Below are 15,766 nucleotides of genomic sequence, written 5' to 3' on the forward strand. Positions count from 1 at the left end.
CCTACCGCAGCACCGTCTGATCGCCGCTTCCGAACAGTGCCCAGAGCCTGGGCAGCCGCCGGCGCATCTCGGCGTCGTCGTCGGGCCCGAACCGGTCCGCCAGGCTGTCGGGGTCGGCCAGCGCCTGCTCCACGGGGCGAACGTCACCTCGCGTCGACCGGCGCCTGTTCGCCGGCGCGGCTGGCGGCGAGGGCCGCGTCGACCGCGGCGGAGATGGCCGCCGCGACGCGCCGCTTCGAGCGCCGTCGCAGTGCGAGGACGCCGGCCACCGCGGCGGCGACGCCGGCCAGCACGAGCAGCTGGCCCCACGGTGCGGTCCACAGCGCCGTCGCGGCGCTCGCGCGCGGCACCGGGTCGGCGGTCGCGCCGGCCGGGACGACGTCGATCCGGGCGGTCAACCGGGTGGCGGGCCACACCCCACGCACGGTGACGGTGCGGGTGAGCGCGTTGCCGGGCAGGATCTCCGGCAGCTCGCCGGCGGCGTCGCGGGACAGCAGGCCGAACGGCCCGGCGACGGTCGCCTGTTCGCGGCCGGAGAGCCGGACGTTGCCGGTGTTGCGGACCGTGTACGTAATCCGGACCGGGCCGGTGCCGGTGGGGTCGACGGTGCCGGCGTACTCGGCTTGGACGTCGGTGATCGTGAGCGCCGGGCGCAGCGTGCCGCTCACCCGGGCGTACACCCGCGAGCCCAGCCGGTGCTCGACCCGCACACCGCCGGCGGCCGCCTCGTCCACGAGGGTCGTGACCAGGCCGCCGACGTGGTCGCCGGGGGTGGCGTCGGCCGGGACGGTCAGGGTGAACGCGACGGTGACCGCCGCGCCGGCCGCGACGGTGACGGTGTCCGCGGAGACCTTGATCCAGGCGCCGACGTCCTTCGGCGTCGTGCCGGTCGGCTGCAGGTCGATCCCGCCGGAACGGGTGGTGAAGGCATCGCCCGCATAGACGCGCAGGGTGATCGGCGCGGCGCCATGGTTGGCCACGACGATGCCGTCGGCGATCCTCGTGCCCGGGTCCAGGCCGTACTCGAAGCGCGCCCGGCCGGTGCCGAACGCGTTGGCGGCGGGCGCGACGCCCCAGGACACCCCGTCGGCGGGCTGCGCCGCGGCCGGTGCGGCGGGCACTACGAGCGGCAGCGCCGCGGCGGCGAGCGCGGCGACGGCGGACGCGAGGGTTCTTCTCATCGGTGCCTCCGATAGGGTCCCGCGGCGCCCCGCGAACGGGGGCGCCGCGGGTCGTGCGGTCAGCTGAGCGCGGTCAGGGTGAGCGTGGCGGTGTATGTGCCGGGTGCGGTGTCGACGGGCACCCGCAGGTCGAGGTCGGCGCCGAGGGTCGCGGTGCCCTTGGCGTGGCCGTCGACCGCGGAGCCGAGCAGCGACGCGTCGGCCAGGCCGTTGCCGGTGCCGAGGCCCGCGGCCACGGCACCGCCGGGCACCGCACCGGCGCCGCCGGTGACGAGGCGCGGCGTCCAGCCGAGGTAGCGGCCGGGCAGCCCGCCCGTGAAGTCGCCGACCTGCCCGGAGAGCGACCAGGCCGGTCCGCCGGCCCGGGTGTCGGTCACCTTCACGGGCTTGAGCTGGCCGCTCGACTGCAGGAAGGTGCCCATGTTCGCGGCGTTGGACAGCACGACGCCGTGGTCGACGGCATCGATCGTCCAGGAGAACTCGCCGGGCGCCTCGACGATGGTCGCGGTGATCGTCTGCTGGTCCGGGCCGCCGCCGGGGGCCGGCGGGTCGGGCGTACCGGCGGGCGGGTAGGACCGCAGGTACTTCGTCGCCGTCGCGTCGTTGCCCTTCAGCGCCGGGCCGCCCACGTTGTTGACCACGTTGTCGATTCCGCCGCTGCCGTTGAGGAACCGGGTGACGGCGTTGTTGAAGCGCACGGTGCTCCACTTCGGCGCCTCGATCGCGGTGTGCAGATGGATGTCGGCGCCCTGGTTGAAGAACGAGTAGACGCCGAGGCCGTACGCCTGGTGGCTGGTCACGGCGGCGCCGACCTTGTACGAGGCGAAGCCGAGTTGCGTGCCGTCGGTCCAGGCGTCCTGGCTCGGCGGGTCGTACGGCGTCTCGCTCTGGTAGAAGACGGTCGTACCCCCGTTGCCGTTCCACACGACCTGCTGCTGCTGGAAGTGCTCGACGAAGAGCCCCGTGGCGGTCACGTTGTCGCCGTTGACGACGAGTCCGTGCCCGGCGGTGTTCACCGTCCATGCCGCGCCGGCACCGTGGTCGGCCCGCCACGCCCAGATGTCGTCCAGGAGCACGTTTGCGGCGTTGACCTCGATCGCGGTACCAGCCCGGCCGACCTGCGGCCCGCCGACGCGGACGAACACGTCGGAGAGGGTCGTCGGGTCGGTGGCGCTGGACTGTTTGGCGCCGACAGGGCCGACACGCACCAGCACCGGCGAGGGCGTCGCGCCGGCGTCGACGGTGATCCCGGCGAGCTTCACGCCGGCCACGTCCCCGACGGTGATCGCGGCGTTGCCGGCGGTCGGCGCCAGGGTCGCCATGCCGAGGCCGAGGACCACGGTGCCGGGCCGGTTCACGGCGATGGCCTGGTCCAGGGCATACACGCCGGGCGTGAGGATGAGGTTCTTGCCCGCCTGCAGCTGCGCGTTGATGGTCGCCGCGCTGTCCGCCGGCTTGGCCAGGTAGAACGTGCCGATCGGCAGCGAGCTGCCGGTCTGGGTGCCGTTCTGCCAGCCTGCCCCGGCGGTGTTCCGCTTGGCGTCGGGGACGAAGACGGCGTACCCGTCGGTCTCGTTCCAGGTCAGGTACGGCGCCGGCCGGGAGAGCGGGGTGGCCGCCAGCGTGGTGAACTTGTTGTGCGCTAGGTCGCCGGACGGGCTGTCCGGGAAGTCCTGGGCGGGCGCGCCCTGGACACCGGAGAACACCATGTTCCACACGCCGCCGTTCCAGGTGCCGACCGAGCTGTCGCGGGTGTACCACTGCTGCTGGGAGCCGGACAGGATCGTGCCGGAGACCCGCGAGTCGGCGAGGTAGCCACCGCTGGCGTACTCGCCGTACCGTCCCATCAGCGTGAGGTTGCCGCGGACGTCGACCCGGCGCAGCGGCGCGGCCTGCGACACCGCCCAGCGCAGCTGGTGCGGGTCGGCGCGGGCCGGGTCGATGCTCGGCGCGTTCGGGTCGATCGGCCGCTGGATCGGGTTGATCGCGAGGTTGCTCATCGAACGCCAGAACCGGGTGAGCGACCCCGGTGACTGGTGGTTCCACGGGTCGGTCTCGGCGCCGTGTACCGCGTCGACGTGCAGCGCCCCGTTGATGAGCACGTCGCCCGGGTTGGCGCCGAGGCCGCCGACCGTCTCGTAGTAGCCGACGGTCCCCAGCACGATGCCGGTGGCGGTGAGCGGGTTCGCCGCGCCGGCGTCCGAGCCGTACGTGCCGGGCTTGAAGAAGATCGCGTGGCGGGCGGTGCTGAACTCGGACTCCCCCGAGGCGGCGGCCAGCGCGGCGTTGATGGCGTCGACGGACATGGACGGGTCGATGATGGTCACGTTCGGGCCGAAGTCCGGCTCGTCGGGCGCCGCGGCGGCGGGTAACGCCACGAGCGCCGACCCGGCCACCGCCACGGCGGCGACAAGCCCGGTTCGTGTGACGCGCCAGGTTCGGGGCCTGGCGCGAGAAAGCGGCGGGAACACTCGCGTGCCTCTCCCTTGTTGAGAGCGCTCTCGCGACCGCGCTCCGAACACCCGCGAGAGCTGGTGAATCACGGATTGCGCGGCACCGGCACTGCGGGGCGGCGGGGAGCCCGGGGTCGCGCCGTCGACGGTAGGCTCACCTTTCGTCCACCGACAGGACGAAATGAACAGCCGATTGCCGCGGCCCCGCAACGTGCCGAGACTCCATGCACGAAAGGAGCCGCGGATGCAGTCCACCACCCGGCGAACCGTGCTCGAGCTCGTCCATCGTGGCCAAGCCCGCACCCGCCACGACCTGTCCCGGCTGATCGGGCTGTCCCGCAGCGCCGTCGCCCAGACGGTCGCCGAGCTCGTCGCCGAGGGGCTGCTCGCCGAGCACGCGGCGGACCGCCCGGTGCGCCGCGGCCGCCCCTCGACGCAGCTGAAACTTGTACCGCACCGCGGCTGGGTGGGCGCCATCGACCTCGGGCACCGGCACGTCGGGGTGGCGGTCGGGGACATGCACCACGACGTCGTCGACGAGCGCCGGGTGAGCTGGCGGGTCGACGGTTCGGCCACGGACGCGCTCGCCCTCGCCCGGAGCATGCTCACCGAGGCCCTCGCCAGGCACGGCCGGAGCCGCCGCGACCTTTGGGCGGTCGGCGTGACCGTACCGTTCCCGGTCGTCGAGCGGACTGTACGGCCGATCGGCAGCGTCCCCGGCTGGGACGGCGTACGCCCGGCGGAGCTGCTGCGCCTGCCGGCGACGACGACGGTCATCGTGGACAACAGCTCGGACCTCGGCGCCTGGGGCGAGTACGTGCACGCCGCCGCCCCGCCGGTACGCAGCCTGATCTACGTCAGCGCCGGCGACGGGGTCGGCGGCGGCCTGGTCATCGACGGGCGGATCTTCGCCGGCACGCATGGCGTCAGCGGCGAGATCGGGCACGTGCCGGTGCCCGGGTGCCGGCTGCGCTGCCGGTGCGGGCGCACCGGATGCCTCGACGCGCTCGTCAGCGTGGCCGGCGACGGCACCCCCTCCAGCGTACGGGCCGCCGGCCGGGCGGTCGGGGCCGCGCTGGCGCAGGTCGCCACGTTCGTCGACCCGGACGTGGTCGTGCTCGGCGGCGTGCTCGGCAGCACCGACGCGGCGTTCGTGCGCAGCGCCGAGGACGCGTACGCGCGGCACGAGCCGTCGCGCCGGGTCACGTTCACCGCCGCCCGGCTGGGCCTGCGCTCGGCGCAGTGGGGCGCCTTCGACCGGGCGACCCACGAGGCGTGGGCGGGCGCGTCGCTCGGAACGGCCCGTCGCCGCCGCTGATCAGTTCGACCCGAAAGGCGGTGGTACGTCGGCGAACGTGGCACCCGGGGCGGGCACGTCGTCGGCCGGTCCAGCGGCGGCCACCCGCCGGGCGAGCACGAGCACACCGGCGGCCGCCGGGGCGGTCACTGCCAGCGCGATCAGGCAGGCGACGCTATAGGACGCGGGCCGGCCGGCGCTCCAGCCGTTGAACGTCAACGCCACCGCCGCCCCGGCGACGGCGGCCACGCCGAGGATCGCAACACCGCTGCGCCATCGACGCTGCCGGACGGCGGCGAGGAGGCCCACGACCAGAGCCGCCGTCACGATCGGGCCGAGGACCAGCGCACTCAATGCGACGTTGAGCAGCCCGTAGTCGTAGTCGCCGAACAGCAGCAGGGCCCATCCGGCCACCGGTACCAGCAGCAGCGCGCCCCACCCGATGCGCTGATCGCGGTCGCGCCGGCTGGCTGCGGCGCCGAGCAGGATCAGCGCGGCGGCGAGCAGTGCCGCCGCGCCGTACTCACGGAAGATGAAGCGACCGGAGAAGCTGAGCGGGCCGGGCGGGTGGGGCGGAAACCCGATCCGCTGCCAGTGTCCGGCACCATCGCGCAGCGCGAAGCCGTCGCGCCCGTTGGCGGCCGCCACGATGACGCCGCTGGGGCCGCGCAACGCGGCGACCGCGAGGGTGGAAAGGTCGGCGGCGACCGGGCCGAGTTCCGGGTACTGCCTCGCGAGGAACGCGCGCCGGCTGTCCGGCACGGCCCAGACCTGCCGCCAGTTCGTGCCGTCGGTCGTCTCCTCGACCGCCAGATGCCCGGCCACCGCCCGGAAGCAGTGCGCGGGCTCGTCGGCCAGACAGCTGGAGCGCGCCGGCCCGGCCCGATGATCGGCGTCGCGCCAGCCCGGGACGTCGAGCGTGTGCACGCCGTCGGTGGTCGTGGCGGCCTGGGAGACGTGGCCCGACAAGCCGTAGGGGTACGCGAGATCTTCGCCGAGCACCAGCTGGTCGCCGTCGACATAGACGTCGACGGCGGTCTCGTACGTCGGCGCCGAGCAGCCGCTGAGGCCGCCGGTCAGGACGAGGGCGAGGACCGGCAACAGGATCAAGCGACCAACTCGCATGGCCTCAGCGTCCCGGCCGGACATCACACCGTGGTCACGCGACGATCATAGGAGCGCGAAGAGTTTTTCGGCCAAAGCCTTCTCCTGATCGACGGTGGCCTTCGAGCTGATCTGCACCTCGATCGAGCCCTTACGGGCCACCACGGTGTTCGTGGTGATCCCGACGGCCGACAGGGTGGCGTAGTAAGCCTCGTCGGCGAATCCTGGAATGTCCGTCGTCTTCATGCCGTGCGGCGCGTAGGTCTGCTTCTCGGTCGCGAAGGCGGCCGCGTCCGTAGCGGTGTCGAACCGCACGATCGTCGTGCCGCTGTAGGTGCACACGGTCACCGACCCGTTGTCCTGCTCCTCGGGATCGCCCGCCGTGATGCCGAGCGTGGAGTTGATCAGCGACGCGGGTGCGATCGCGCAGGTCTTCTTTCCGCCGCCGGCAGCGCCGTCAGTGGCAGCGGCGGCGCCGTCCGTCGCCGAGGCGCGGGGAGCGTCCGAGGACGAGCCGCATCCGGTCAGCAGGAACGTGAGAACAGCGCTGCCGGTGAACAGCGTGCTCTTGAAGGTCGATGAGCGTGGCAACGTAGGCCTTTCTGGGCGGCACAACGCGGCGATCGTAACAACCCATCACTCGACGGCCAGGGTTTGTTGGCAACCCGACAAGTCGTCCAGGCCATCAGGCAGCCCGGCCGCCTCGGCCCGCATCGCCTCCGCCGTGTTTCACCGTTCCGTTGTATCGCGTCGCCACCCAGATTCGCCCTCGCCGGCCGCGGCGAGCAGGCGCTGGGCGAGCACGCGGGCCGTGTGGCGCACCTCCGGGCCGCCCTCGATGCGGAACGGCGCGGGCAGCCCGACCAGCTGTTCGGCGTACCACCATGGATTGCTCGTCGTGCCGACCAGCCGGCACGTCCCGGCGCCGGCCGGCTCGAGGCGGCCCAGGGTCCGCGGGACGTGCGGCGCCACCGCGTCGAGCGGTGCGTCGACGACCACCTCGGCCCGGTACTCCCAGCCGTCGGCGAGGTGCTCCTCGAGCGCGGCGACCGGATCGAGCCCGGCCGGCGGGTCGAACCGGTCGGCGAGCGCCTCCACGGCCCGGACACGGTCGATCCGGTACACCCGGCGGGCGTTCGGCGAATGCGACCAGCACAGCAGGTACCACCGGCCGTGGCGCACGACGACCGCCCACGGGTCGACCTCGGCGTCCCACTCCGAGCCGGCCTCCGAACGGTACTCCAGACGGACCCGCCGCCGTTGTGAGCAGGCCCGCACGAGCGCGGCCGTGACCTGGGCGTCGGGCCGGGCGGCGGCGCGGTCGGGCGCCGCGGCGGCGGACCGGCGGACCGCCTCGGCCTGGGCGGCGACCGGCTCCGGCAGCGCCCGCACGATCTTGCCCAGCGCGCTGCCGACCGGGCCGGTCGGGTCGCCCGCGTCGTGATGGCCGTCGAGCACCGCCATGACCAGGCCGAGCGCCTCCGTCGCGCTGAACATCAGCGGCGGCAGCCGCAGTCCGCGCCCGACGTGGTAACCGCCGTACGGCCCGCGGGCCGACTCGATCGGAATGCCCGCCGCGCGCAGGATGCCGACATACCGCCGGGCGGCCCGCTCCGACACGCCAAGCCGCTCACCGAGCCGGTCCGCGGTGATGCCCGGGCTGCCCTGGATCAGCTCGAGCGCCAGCAACGCGCGAGCGGTGGGGCCGACGGCGGATTCCACGGCGTCCTCCTCCGCGATCGCCGACGGTTCCGGACGCGAAACGTCCGGAACTGAGCCTAGCGTGGCGGGCATGACCGACGACACCACCATCCACGAGCCGGCGCCGACCGCCGGCGAGGCCGAGATCCTGCTGTTCGCGCTCGACCGCTCCCGCGCCCAGTTCGCATGGAAGTGCGGTGGCCTGGACGCAGCCGGCCTGAACCGGCGCCAGCCGCCGTCGATGATGACCCTCGGCGGCCTGCTCAAGCACATGGCGGCGGTCGAGGAGCGGTACACCGTCGACTTCACCGGCGAGCCACCCGGGCCGCCGCTGGACGCGCCCGAGGCCAGGGCCGACCCCGGCTGGGTATGGCGCTCCGCGGCCGGCGACACCCCCGAGGAGCTCTACGACCTCTGGCGGCGGGCGGTCGCGCGCTCGCGGGCCGCGATGACGAAGGCGCTCGCCGGCGGCGGCCTCGACCGGCCGGCGCTGTACACGACCTGGGACGGCGGCGGTTCGCCGAACCTGCGGCGCATCGTGGTGGACCTGCACGACGAGTACGTCCGGCACGTCGGCCACGCCGACCTGCTGCGCGAGGCCGTCGACGGGCTCGTCGGCGAGGACTCGCCGCAGGCGGCCGGCGCCTGACCGGCCGATCGCGGGTCAATGGGAGCGCGGGCGCGCCAGGCCTGACTCGTAGGCGAAGACCACTGCGCCGATCCGGTCGCGCAGCCGCAGCTTGGCGAGGATCCGGCCGACGTGCGTCTTCACGGTCGTCTCGCCGAGGAACAGCCGCCCGGCGATCTCGGCGTTGCTCAGGCCGAGCGCGATCAGCCCCAGCACCTCCCGCTCCCGCTCGGTCAGCAGCTCGGAGCGCGGGTCGGGCTCGGGCGCGGCCGACCCGGTCACGTACCGCTCCAGCAGCCGCCGCGTCACCGCCGGCGCCACCATCGCGTCGCCGCGCAGCACGCCGCGGATCGCGACCAGCAGCTCGGCCGCGGGCGCGTCCTTGAGCACGAAGCCGTGTGCGCCGGCCCGCAGCGCGGCGTAGGCGTACTCGTCGAGGTCGAAGGTGGTGATCATGAGCAGCCGCGCGCCGGGCACGGTCGCGGCGATCCGCGCGGCCGCGGTCACCCCGTCAAGACCAGGCATTCGTACGTCCAACAGCACGACGTCCGGGCGCAGCCGCTCGGCCAGGTCGACCGCGGCGGCCCCGTCGGCGGCCTCGCCGGCCACGGTCAGGTCGGGCTGGCTGTCCACCACCATCCGCAGCCCGACCCGCATGAGCTCCTGGTCGTCGCAGATCAGTACGCGCGCCCCCACCCTGCGATCGTGCCGCCGCCCGCCTGTGGGTGCGCTGTGCGCGGCTGAGAGCCGGCTGTGGAGCCGCAGCAGGGCAGCGTCGCGACCACCCGGAACCCGCCGCTCTCGACCGGGCCGGCCGCCAACGTGCCGCCGGCGAGCGCGACCCGCTCCCGCATGCCGGCCAGCCCGCGCCCGGAGGACGGCAGGCCGGCAGCTGAGCCGGTCGAGCCGGTCGGGGCGATCGGAGCGGTCCCGCCGGTGTCGAGCACCTCGACGCGCAGCGTGCGCAGGCGCCCCTGGCGGCCGAGGTCGAGGTACACGTCCGCGGAGGCGCCCTCGCCGGCGTGCTTGAGGACGTTGGTGAGGGCCTCCTGCACGATGCGGTACGCCTGGGCCAGCGCCTCCGGCGGCACCCCGTCCCCGGCGCCGGTGAGGTGCAGCCCGGCGCCGCGGCGACGGACGAGATCCTCGAGGTCGGCGAGCGTGCTCGCATGCTCGTCCAGCGCGGCCAGCAGACGGCGCAGCTCGTCCAGCGCGGCCCGCCCGGTGCTGCCGATCAGCTCGAGCGTGCGGTCGACGACGGCCGGGTCGGCGTGGCGCATGAGCCGGGCGCCCTCGGCGTTGACCACCATGACGCCCACGCTGTGCGCGAGCACGTCGTGCAGCTCGCGGGCGATCCGGGCGCGTTCACCGGCGGCGGCCGTGGCGGCGAGGGCCCGGCGATCCGCGGCCGCCCGCGCCTGCCGGGCGCGCACGTACTCGCCGAGCAGCCACGCCAGGGCGAGCGCCAGGCAGAACCCCGCGGCGCCCCACAGTGCGCCGATCCCCGGGTACCACCGCACGGCCCACGCCACGAAGAACCCGCCGCCGGCCGCGGCCGCGATCGCCGCCGCCCCGCGCCGGCCCGCCTGCGCCAGCGTGCCCACCACGACCAGCACCGCCAGGTGACCGAGGGGCAGGTGTGCGCGCCAGACCGTGGCGAGCAGCCCCAGCCACGCCGCGCCGAGCACGACCGCCGCCGCGGCGAGCGGCCGCCGGCGCCGCCACAGCAGCGCCGACACGAGCACCACGAGCAGCGCCACCTGTACCCCGCGCGGCCGCCCGTCGGGCAGGGCGGTCAGCGACACCGCCGCCAGTACCGCGGCGAGCGCCGCGTCGCGCGTCAACACCAGCCGAGCAACCCCGTACACCCGCCCCACGATACGGCCGGTTCCTCCCGCGGAAGGACGACCGCGGGCTCGCGGGAGGACGACCGGTTACGGCGGCCGTTCATAGCGTGCCGACATGTCGATCTTCCGGGAATTCCTGCTGCACCCACGCACGACGGGCGCGATCGCGGCGAGCTCGCCCGCGCTCGCCCGGGCGCTCACCGACGGCCTGGGCCTGGAGCGCGCCCGCGTCGTCGTCGAGCTCGGCCCGGGTACCGGGCCGGTCACCGCCGCCATCCTGGCTCGTATGGCGCCCGACGCGCGGCTCGTCGCGGTGGAGGCCAACGGGCGGCTGGCCGCGGCGCTGCGCCGGCGGTACCGCGGCCATCCGGTCGATGTCGTCCACGACTCGGCCGAACGGCTCCCGGACCTCGTCGACGCGCCGGTCGACGCCGTGGTGTCGGGGCTGCCGTGGACCGTCCTGCCCCGGCCGCTGCGGACCCGGATCCTCGACGCGGTCGGCGCGGTGCTCGCCCCGGACGGCGGATTCACCACATTCGCGTACGTCCACGCGGCGTGGACCCCGCCGGCCCGGGACTTCGCGGCCGAGCTCGGCGCCCGGTTCCGGACGCTGCAGCGCACGCCGCTGGTGTGGACCAACCTCCCGCCCGCCTGCGTGCACCGCGCGACCGGCCGCCGCGAACCGGCGGGCTCCTCCTCGACCCCGCCGGGCGAGCGAGCCGGCCTGCGCGGGCGTGTGCGCGGTTGATCAGACGCCGGTGGGCTGGGGCTCGCGGGCGGCCGAGCGGCTGGCCGTGACGGCGGAGGCGGCGATCAGCCACAGCGGCAGCAGCAGGTAGACGGCCATCGCGAGCGGGCCGAGCACACCGACGACGCCCAGGACAACGGTGCTGATGGCGAACCACTTCGGCAGGGTGGCGTTGCGCAGGCCGCCGAGGCCGAGGCCCCAGAACGCGGCCACGAGGCCGGCCAATGCGGGCAGCCAGCCGACCAGCGCAAGCTGGCCGATCGTCGCGGTAGCGGCGGCGTCGTGGGCTGTGGCCGAGTTGGTCAGCGCGATCCGCATGACCCCGAGCAGGCCGAAGCCGGCGCCGGCCACCAGCAAGCCGCCGTGGGCGACCGACGAGTACGTCGACTCGCCGGCCTCTCCCGAGCGCAGGGACCGGCGGGCCGCGGCCGCGAAGAAGATCAGCATCAGTGCGCCGGCGAGCAGCGCGAAGCCGGCGACATAGTTCTGCGCAACCGCATCACCGATGACCTGCACGGCCTTGCCATCGGCCGGATCGTCCGGCGACTTCTCGGTCAGCATCTGGACCGCCCAGAGGATGCCGGCCACGGCACCGGTCCAGGGCAGGAACTTCTCGAAGGTGGAGAGCGGCATCGCCGGCTCCTTCCTAATGCGGGCCGGTGACCCTCACCGGCGTGCCGAACCTCCCGCACCGATCGACCCGGCCGCACGATCTGGGTGTCCCAGACGGGCCAGGAACCGTTCCCGGGCATGCTGACACCTGGGCTGCCGCCCCATCAGAATGTCGGTGTGCAGCACGCTCTGGTCCTCCTCGGCGCCGCCGTCCCCGTCGTGGTCGGCGCGCTGGTGCTGCGGTCGCGCGCAGGGCACCCGATCGGCTGGCTGCTGGTGGCGCACGGGGCGCTCTTCTTCGTCACGCTGACGCTCGACGAACCGGCCACCTTCCATGCCGGCCTGATCGTCGACCAGCTGACCATGGGAGCCTGGGTCCTGCTGTTCCTGTGCCTGGTGCTCATCGCCTACCTGCTGCCCGACGGGCGCGCCGCGAACGGGTTCTGGCGCTGGTGGGTGCGGATCGGGCTGGTCGGTGTGCTGGCCTTCGTCATCGGCGCGGCCGGCGACCGGCAGGGGTTCGCGGAGACCCACAGCGGGGCCGGGCTCCCTGTCCCGTGGTTGCCCGAGCCCGTCTCGGGTTTCCTCGGCGTCGTCGGTCTGGTGCTGGTGGTGCTGCTGTCCTTCGGCAGCTTTTTCGCGGTCTGGTGGCGGCTGCGCGGGGCTCAGGGAGACGTGCGGCTGCAGCTGCTCTGGCTGGTATGGGGAGCGCTCAGTGTCCCCGTCACGCTGCTGGCCGGTTGGGTGAACTACTTCCTGCTCGATGACGGGCCGCTCTTCCCCGCCGCGCTGGGCCTGGTAGCGGCCGGTCTCCCGGTCACCGTCGGCATCGCGATCCTGCGGCACCGGCTGTTCGACATTCGGCTCGTGCTGTCGCGCACGCTGACCTACCTGCTCCTCGTGGCCGCCGTCGTCGCCGTCTACGCGCTGCTGCTGTTCGGCACCGACCGGCTCACCGGCAACGGCACCGTGGGTGGGCTGCTGGCGGTGGGGGTCGTCGCGGTGGCCGTGCATCCGGCGTACTCGTTCCTTCGCGGGCGGATCGAGCGGTGGGTCTACGGCCTTCGCTCCGATCCGCAAGCTGCGATCCGGCTGCTGGCCGACCGCGCCGAGGCGGCTGACCCGAACGGGCTGATCACGGCTGTGACCGATGCGGTCGCCGCCGCCCTCAGGGTGGATGGTGTCCGGGTGGAGCCGTCAGCGTCCGAGCACGACACCGCGCTGCGGGCGCACATGGTCCACCGAGGCGAGCACGTCGGGTACCTCGCGATCGAGGTCCCGGCGGGGCGCGAGTTCTCGCAGACCGAGCTGGACCTTGTTCAGGATCTGGCGCGGTATGCCGCGATTCTGGTGCGGGCTGAGCAGCTCAACGACGAACTCCGGGAGTCGCGGAGCAGGATCGTCGCCGGCCGCGAGGAGGAGCGTCGCCGGCTCCGCCGGGACCTGCACGACGGCGTCGGCCCGTCGCTGGCGGCCATCGTGCTCAAGCTCAATGCCACGCAGTCCCGGAAAGATCCGCAGGAGCGGAATGCCCTGATCGCCGAGACACGAGACGAGGTCAAGGCCGCCATCGCGGAAGTGCGTCGGCTCGTGGACGACCTTCGGCCACCGGCGATCGACGAGGTCGGCCTCCTCGACGCGATCCGGCAGCGCGCCTCTGTCCTGTCCGGCGAGGTCACGTTCGAGGTCACCGGACCTGACACGCTCCCACCGCTTCCCGCCGCGGTCGAGGTCGCCGCCTTCCGGATCGTCTCCGAGGCGATGACCAACGTCGCCCGGCACGCGGGTGCGACCCGGTGCCGCGTCGGTGTCGAGGTGGATGGCTCCTTCGAGCTGACCGTCTCCGACAACGGCCACGGCACCGACCGGACCACCACCCGGGGTGTGGGCTGGACCTCGATGCGCGAGCGGGCGGCCGAACTCGGCGGCAGCTGCACGATCACCAGCCGGCCGGAGGGCGGCCTGATCGTGCGCGCCGTGCTGCCGCTGAGCGAAGAGCGGGCGGAGGCTGAGGCATGATCCGGCTGTTCATCGCCGACGACCATCCGGCATACCGCCGCGGGCTGGAACTCATGCTGGCCGGCACCGGCGACATCGAGATCGTGGGCGAGGCTGACACCGGGGACGGTGCCGTCGAGTCGGCCGCGTCGCTGGCCCCGGACGTGATTCTGATGGACATCCGCATGCCCGGCCTCGACGGCATCGAGGCGACCCGCAGGCTCACGCGCTCCGGATCGGCGGCTGCCGTCGTCGTCCTCACGATGTTCGAGGACGACGACTCGGTGTTCGCCGCGATGCGGGCCGGAGCACACGGCTACCTGCTCAAGGGCGCGGAACAAGACGAGATCGAGCGGGCGATCCGGGCGGCCGCCGCCGGCGAGGCGATCTTCGGACCGCAGGTCGCGCGGCGGGTCATCGCCCACTTCGCCAGCGGCTCCGGGTCGGCCGCCGCCGCGTTCCCCTCGCTCACCGAGCGCGAGCGGGAAGTACTGGAGATGGTCGCGGCGGGAAAGGGCAACGCCACGATCGCCCATGAGCTGATGATCAGCCTCAAGACCGTCCGCAATCACGTGTCCAACATCTTCACCAAGCTGCAGGTTTCCGAACGCGCGGAGGCCATCGTCAAGGCCCGCGAGGCCGGCCTCGGTGGAGCCTGATCCAACACGCCGGCTCAGCGCACGCCGCGCATCAGGCGGCGGATCAGCGGGGTCAGCGCGGCGATGACGGCGCCGAGCACGATCGCGGCGAGGCCGAGCACCGCGAAGTACGGGACCTCGTGGGCTGGGTCGTAATGGGCGGCGAGCGCGCCGGCGGCGGCGGTGCCGAGGGCCACGGACAGGAAGAACAGCGCGACCATCTGGGTGTGGAACGCGGCCGGGGCGAGCTTGGTCGACAGCGACAGGCCGACCGGCGACAGCAGCAGCTCGGCGATCGTGAGCACGAAGATGACGCCGACGAGGCCGGGCAGCGGCGCGCCGTGGGGCCCGGTGCCGGCCATCGGCAGGAACAGCAGGAACGCCACGCCCATGATGACGGTACCGGCGGCGAACTTCACCGGGGTGGAGGGCTGCCGGTCGCCCAGCCGCGTCCACAGCGCCGCGAACACGCCCGACAGGACGATGATGAAGACCGGGTTGATCGACTGCACCCAGGACACCGGCATCTGCCAGCCGAACAGGTCGCGGTTGAGGCGCTTGTCGGCGTAGACGGTCAGGACCGTGAACTGCTGCTGGTACAGCGACCAGAAGCCGGCACTGGCGACGAACAGCGGGATGAACGCGAGCACCCGGTCGCGCTCGACCCGGTCGATGGCGCGGCTGGCGAGGATGACCGCGAAGTAGGCGACGGCCGCCGCGGCGCTGAGCAGGCCCACGACGCCCGCCAGCCGGCTCGGGGCCAGCACGCCCGAGACGGCGAGCGCGGCGACGAGGGCCACCGCGGCCGCGACAAACCCGGCCACCAGCGGCAGCCGCGTGCGCGGTAGCGGGTGCGGCACCTCGTTGGCCTCCGCGGGCAGTCGCTTGCGGCCGCGGGCGTACTGCGTGAGCCCGAACGCCATGCCCAGGGCGGCGAGCGCGAAGCCGTAGTGGAAGCCCAGTTGCTGCTGCAGCAGCCCGGTCAGCAAGGGCCCGGCGAACGCGCCGACGTTGACGCCGAGATAGAACAGCGAGAACCCGGCGTCACGGCGGGGATCCCGCTCGTCGTAGAGCGAGCCGACCAGCGAGGTGGCGTTGGCCTTGACGCCGCCGCTGCCCAGCGCGATGCTGACCAGCCCGAGCCCGACGCCGGTCAGGCCCGGGACCAGGGCCAGGCAGACGTGCCCGATCATGACGAGCACGGCGCTGCCGAACAGGACGCGCTCGCTGCCGACGATCCGGTCGGCGAGCCAGGCCCCGCCGATCGTGGACAGGTAGACGAGGCCGCCGTACGCGCCGACGATGCTCGTCGCGGTCGCCTCGTCGATGCCGAGCCCGCCGCGGGCGGCCCCGTAGTACAGATAGATCAGCAGGATGCCCTGCATGCCGTAGAACGAGAAGCGTTCCCACAGCTCGACCCCGAACAGGTTGGCCAGCACCCGCGGCTGACCGAAGAACGTGCGCTCGCGCGCCGGCGCGTCGGTTGCGGCCATGCCGGACAGCTACCCAGCTTTGCGCCGCCCACCCCTTTCCGGGCTCGCGGCCGCCCGGCGGTGCGG

Annotated in this window: 15 protein-coding genes; 5 read left to right on the forward strand and 10 right to left on the reverse strand. The window is 73.8% G+C overall.

All coding sequences use genetic code 11. The features are described from left to right. Position 1: 1 nt before the first annotated feature. Genes ACGFI8_RS20420 through ACGFI8_RS20430 form a run of 3 tightly spaced genes read right to left on the reverse strand, consistent with a single transcriptional unit; the run spans position 2 to position 3,583 of the window. Positions 2-133: a hypothetical protein gene (locus tag ACGFI8_RS20420; RefSeq protein ID WP_392806945.1), complete on the reverse strand. Its 132-nt coding sequence runs from the start codon at positions 131-133 to the stop codon at positions 2-4. Positions 134-143: 10 nt separating this feature from the next. Further along, positions 144-1,181, reverse strand: a complete 1,038-nt coding sequence (locus tag ACGFI8_RS20425; RefSeq protein ID WP_392806947.1) for a WxL protein peptidoglycan domain-containing protein — start codon at positions 1,179-1,181, stop codon at positions 144-146. 59 nt (positions 1,182-1,240) lie between these two features. Then, entirely contained in the window at positions 1,241-3,583 is a 2,343-nt protein-coding gene (locus tag ACGFI8_RS20430; RefSeq protein WP_392806949.1) for an adenylyl cyclase, read from the reverse strand. Positions 3,584-3,878: 295 nt separating this feature from the next. On the opposite strand from ACGFI8_RS20430, the gene ACGFI8_RS20435 reads away from it, so the two are divergent. After that, a complete protein-coding gene (locus ACGFI8_RS20435; protein ID WP_392806951.1) occupies positions 3,879-4,952 on the forward strand; it encodes an ROK family protein in 1,074 nt (357 codons plus the stop codon). On the opposite strand, the gene ACGFI8_RS20440 is transcribed toward ACGFI8_RS20435, so the two are convergent. The 3 genes from ACGFI8_RS20440 to ACGFI8_RS20450 all read right to left on the reverse strand — a co-directional run bounded on the left by ACGFI8_RS20440 (position 4,953) and on the right by ACGFI8_RS20450 (position 7,757). Continuing rightward, positions 4,953-6,056, reverse strand: a complete 1,104-nt coding sequence (locus ACGFI8_RS20440) for a hypothetical protein (RefSeq protein WP_392806952.1) — start codon at positions 6,054-6,056, stop codon at positions 4,953-4,955. 45 nt (positions 6,057-6,101) lie between these two features. After that, positions 6,102-6,626, reverse strand: a complete 525-nt coding sequence (locus ACGFI8_RS20445) for a hypothetical protein (protein ID WP_392806954.1) — start codon at positions 6,624-6,626, stop codon at positions 6,102-6,104. 138 nt (positions 6,627-6,764) lie between these two features. Continuing rightward, complete coding sequence (locus tag ACGFI8_RS20450; RefSeq protein ID WP_392806955.1) at positions 6,765-7,757, reverse strand: helix-turn-helix transcriptional regulator; 993 nt, start codon at positions 7,755-7,757, stop codon at positions 6,765-6,767. 70 nt (positions 7,758-7,827) lie between these two features. On the opposite strand from ACGFI8_RS20450, the gene ACGFI8_RS20455 reads away from it, so the two are divergent. Beyond that, complete coding sequence (locus ACGFI8_RS20455; RefSeq protein WP_392806956.1) at positions 7,828-8,385, forward strand: DUF664 domain-containing protein; 558 nt, start codon at positions 7,828-7,830, stop codon at positions 8,383-8,385. 15 nt (positions 8,386-8,400) lie between these two features. Here the strand turns inward: ACGFI8_RS20455 and ACGFI8_RS20460 are convergent, their stop codons facing one another. Together ACGFI8_RS20460 and ACGFI8_RS20465 are read right to left on the reverse strand one after the other, a co-directional pair. Further along, positions 8,401-9,021 carry a response regulator gene (locus tag ACGFI8_RS20460; protein WP_392807354.1) on the reverse strand — a complete coding sequence of 207 codons (621 nt, stop codon included), beginning with the start codon at positions 9,019-9,021 and terminating at the stop codon, positions 8,401-8,403. 20 nt (positions 9,022-9,041) lie between these two features. Beyond that, a complete protein-coding gene (locus tag ACGFI8_RS20465; RefSeq protein ID WP_392806958.1) occupies positions 9,042-10,232 on the reverse strand; it encodes a sensor histidine kinase in 1,191 nt (396 codons plus the stop codon). Positions 10,233-10,326: 94 nt separating this feature from the next. On the opposite strand from ACGFI8_RS20465, the gene ACGFI8_RS20470 reads away from it, so the two are divergent. Further along, the gene (locus tag ACGFI8_RS20470) at positions 10,327-10,959 is read left to right on the forward strand and encodes a class I SAM-dependent methyltransferase (protein WP_392806959.1); all 633 of its coding nucleotides are present in this window, start codon (positions 10,327-10,329) and stop codon (positions 10,957-10,959) included. Here ACGFI8_RS20470 and ACGFI8_RS20475 read toward each other — a convergent pair whose 3' ends face one another. Further along, on the reverse strand, positions 10,960-11,592 hold the full coding sequence (locus tag ACGFI8_RS20475; protein ID WP_392806960.1) for a hypothetical protein: 633 nt from the start codon (positions 11,590-11,592) through the stop codon (positions 10,960-10,962). Positions 11,593-11,748: 156 nt separating this feature from the next. On the opposite strand from ACGFI8_RS20475, the gene ACGFI8_RS20480 reads away from it, so the two are divergent. Together ACGFI8_RS20480 and ACGFI8_RS20485 are read left to right on the forward strand one after the other, a co-directional pair. Then, on the forward strand, positions 11,749-13,590 hold the full coding sequence (locus ACGFI8_RS20480; protein WP_392806962.1) for a sensor histidine kinase: 1,842 nt from the start codon (positions 11,749-11,751) through the stop codon (positions 13,588-13,590). Further along, the gene (locus ACGFI8_RS20485) at positions 13,587-14,228 is read left to right on the forward strand and encodes a response regulator (RefSeq protein WP_392806963.1); all 642 of its coding nucleotides are present in this window, start codon (positions 13,587-13,589) and stop codon (positions 14,226-14,228) included. The genes ACGFI8_RS20480 and ACGFI8_RS20485 overlap by 4 nt, the downstream gene beginning before the upstream one ends. A 14-nt stretch (positions 14,229-14,242) precedes the next feature. Here the strand turns inward: ACGFI8_RS20485 and ACGFI8_RS20490 are convergent, their stop codons facing one another. Next, positions 14,243-15,700, reverse strand: a complete 1,458-nt coding sequence (locus ACGFI8_RS20490) for a peptide MFS transporter (protein ID WP_392806964.1) — start codon at positions 15,698-15,700, stop codon at positions 14,243-14,245. Positions 15,701-15,766: the final 66 nt, after the last annotated feature.

Source organism: Dactylosporangium sp. NPDC048998, from assembly GCF_043197855.1.
GTDB lineage: Bacteria > Actinomycetota > Actinomycetes > Mycobacteriales > Micromonosporaceae > Dactylosporangium.

What these genes read in the sequence shown, in the direction of transcription:
- ACGFI8_RS20485 (WP_392806963.1), top strand. Translation starts at nt 13,587, where the DNA reads ATGATCCGGCTGTTCATCGCCGACGACCATCCGGCATACCGCCGCGGG.
- ACGFI8_RS20455 (WP_392806956.1), top strand. Translation starts at nt 7,828, where the DNA reads ATGACCGACGACACCACCATCCACGAGCCGGCGCCGACCGCCGGCGAG.
- ACGFI8_RS20435 (WP_392806951.1), top strand. Translation starts at nt 3,879, where the DNA reads ATGCAGTCCACCACCCGGCGAACCGTGCTCGAGCTCGTCCATCGTGGC.
- ACGFI8_RS20475 (WP_392806960.1), bottom strand. Translation starts at nt 11,592, where the DNA reads ATGCCGCTCTCCACCTTCGAGAAGTTCCTGCCCTGGACCGGTGCCGTG.
- ACGFI8_RS20470 (WP_392806959.1), top strand. Translation starts at nt 10,327, where the DNA reads ATGTCGATCTTCCGGGAATTCCTGCTGCACCCACGCACGACGGGCGCG.
- ACGFI8_RS20460 (WP_392807354.1), bottom strand. Translation starts at nt 9,021, where the DNA reads ATGCGGGTCGGGCTGCGGATGGTGGTGGACAGCCAGCCCGACCTGACC.
- ACGFI8_RS20490 (WP_392806964.1), bottom strand. Translation starts at nt 15,700, where the DNA reads ATGGCCGCAACCGACGCGCCGGCGCGCGAGCGCACGTTCTTCGGTCAG.
- ACGFI8_RS20425 (WP_392806947.1), bottom strand. Translation starts at nt 1,181, where the DNA reads ATGAGAAGAACCCTCGCGTCCGCCGTCGCCGCGCTCGCCGCCGCGGCG.
- ACGFI8_RS20440 (WP_392806952.1), bottom strand. Translation starts at nt 6,056, where the DNA reads ATGCGAGTTGGTCGCTTGATCCTGTTGCCGGTCCTCGCCCTCGTCCTG.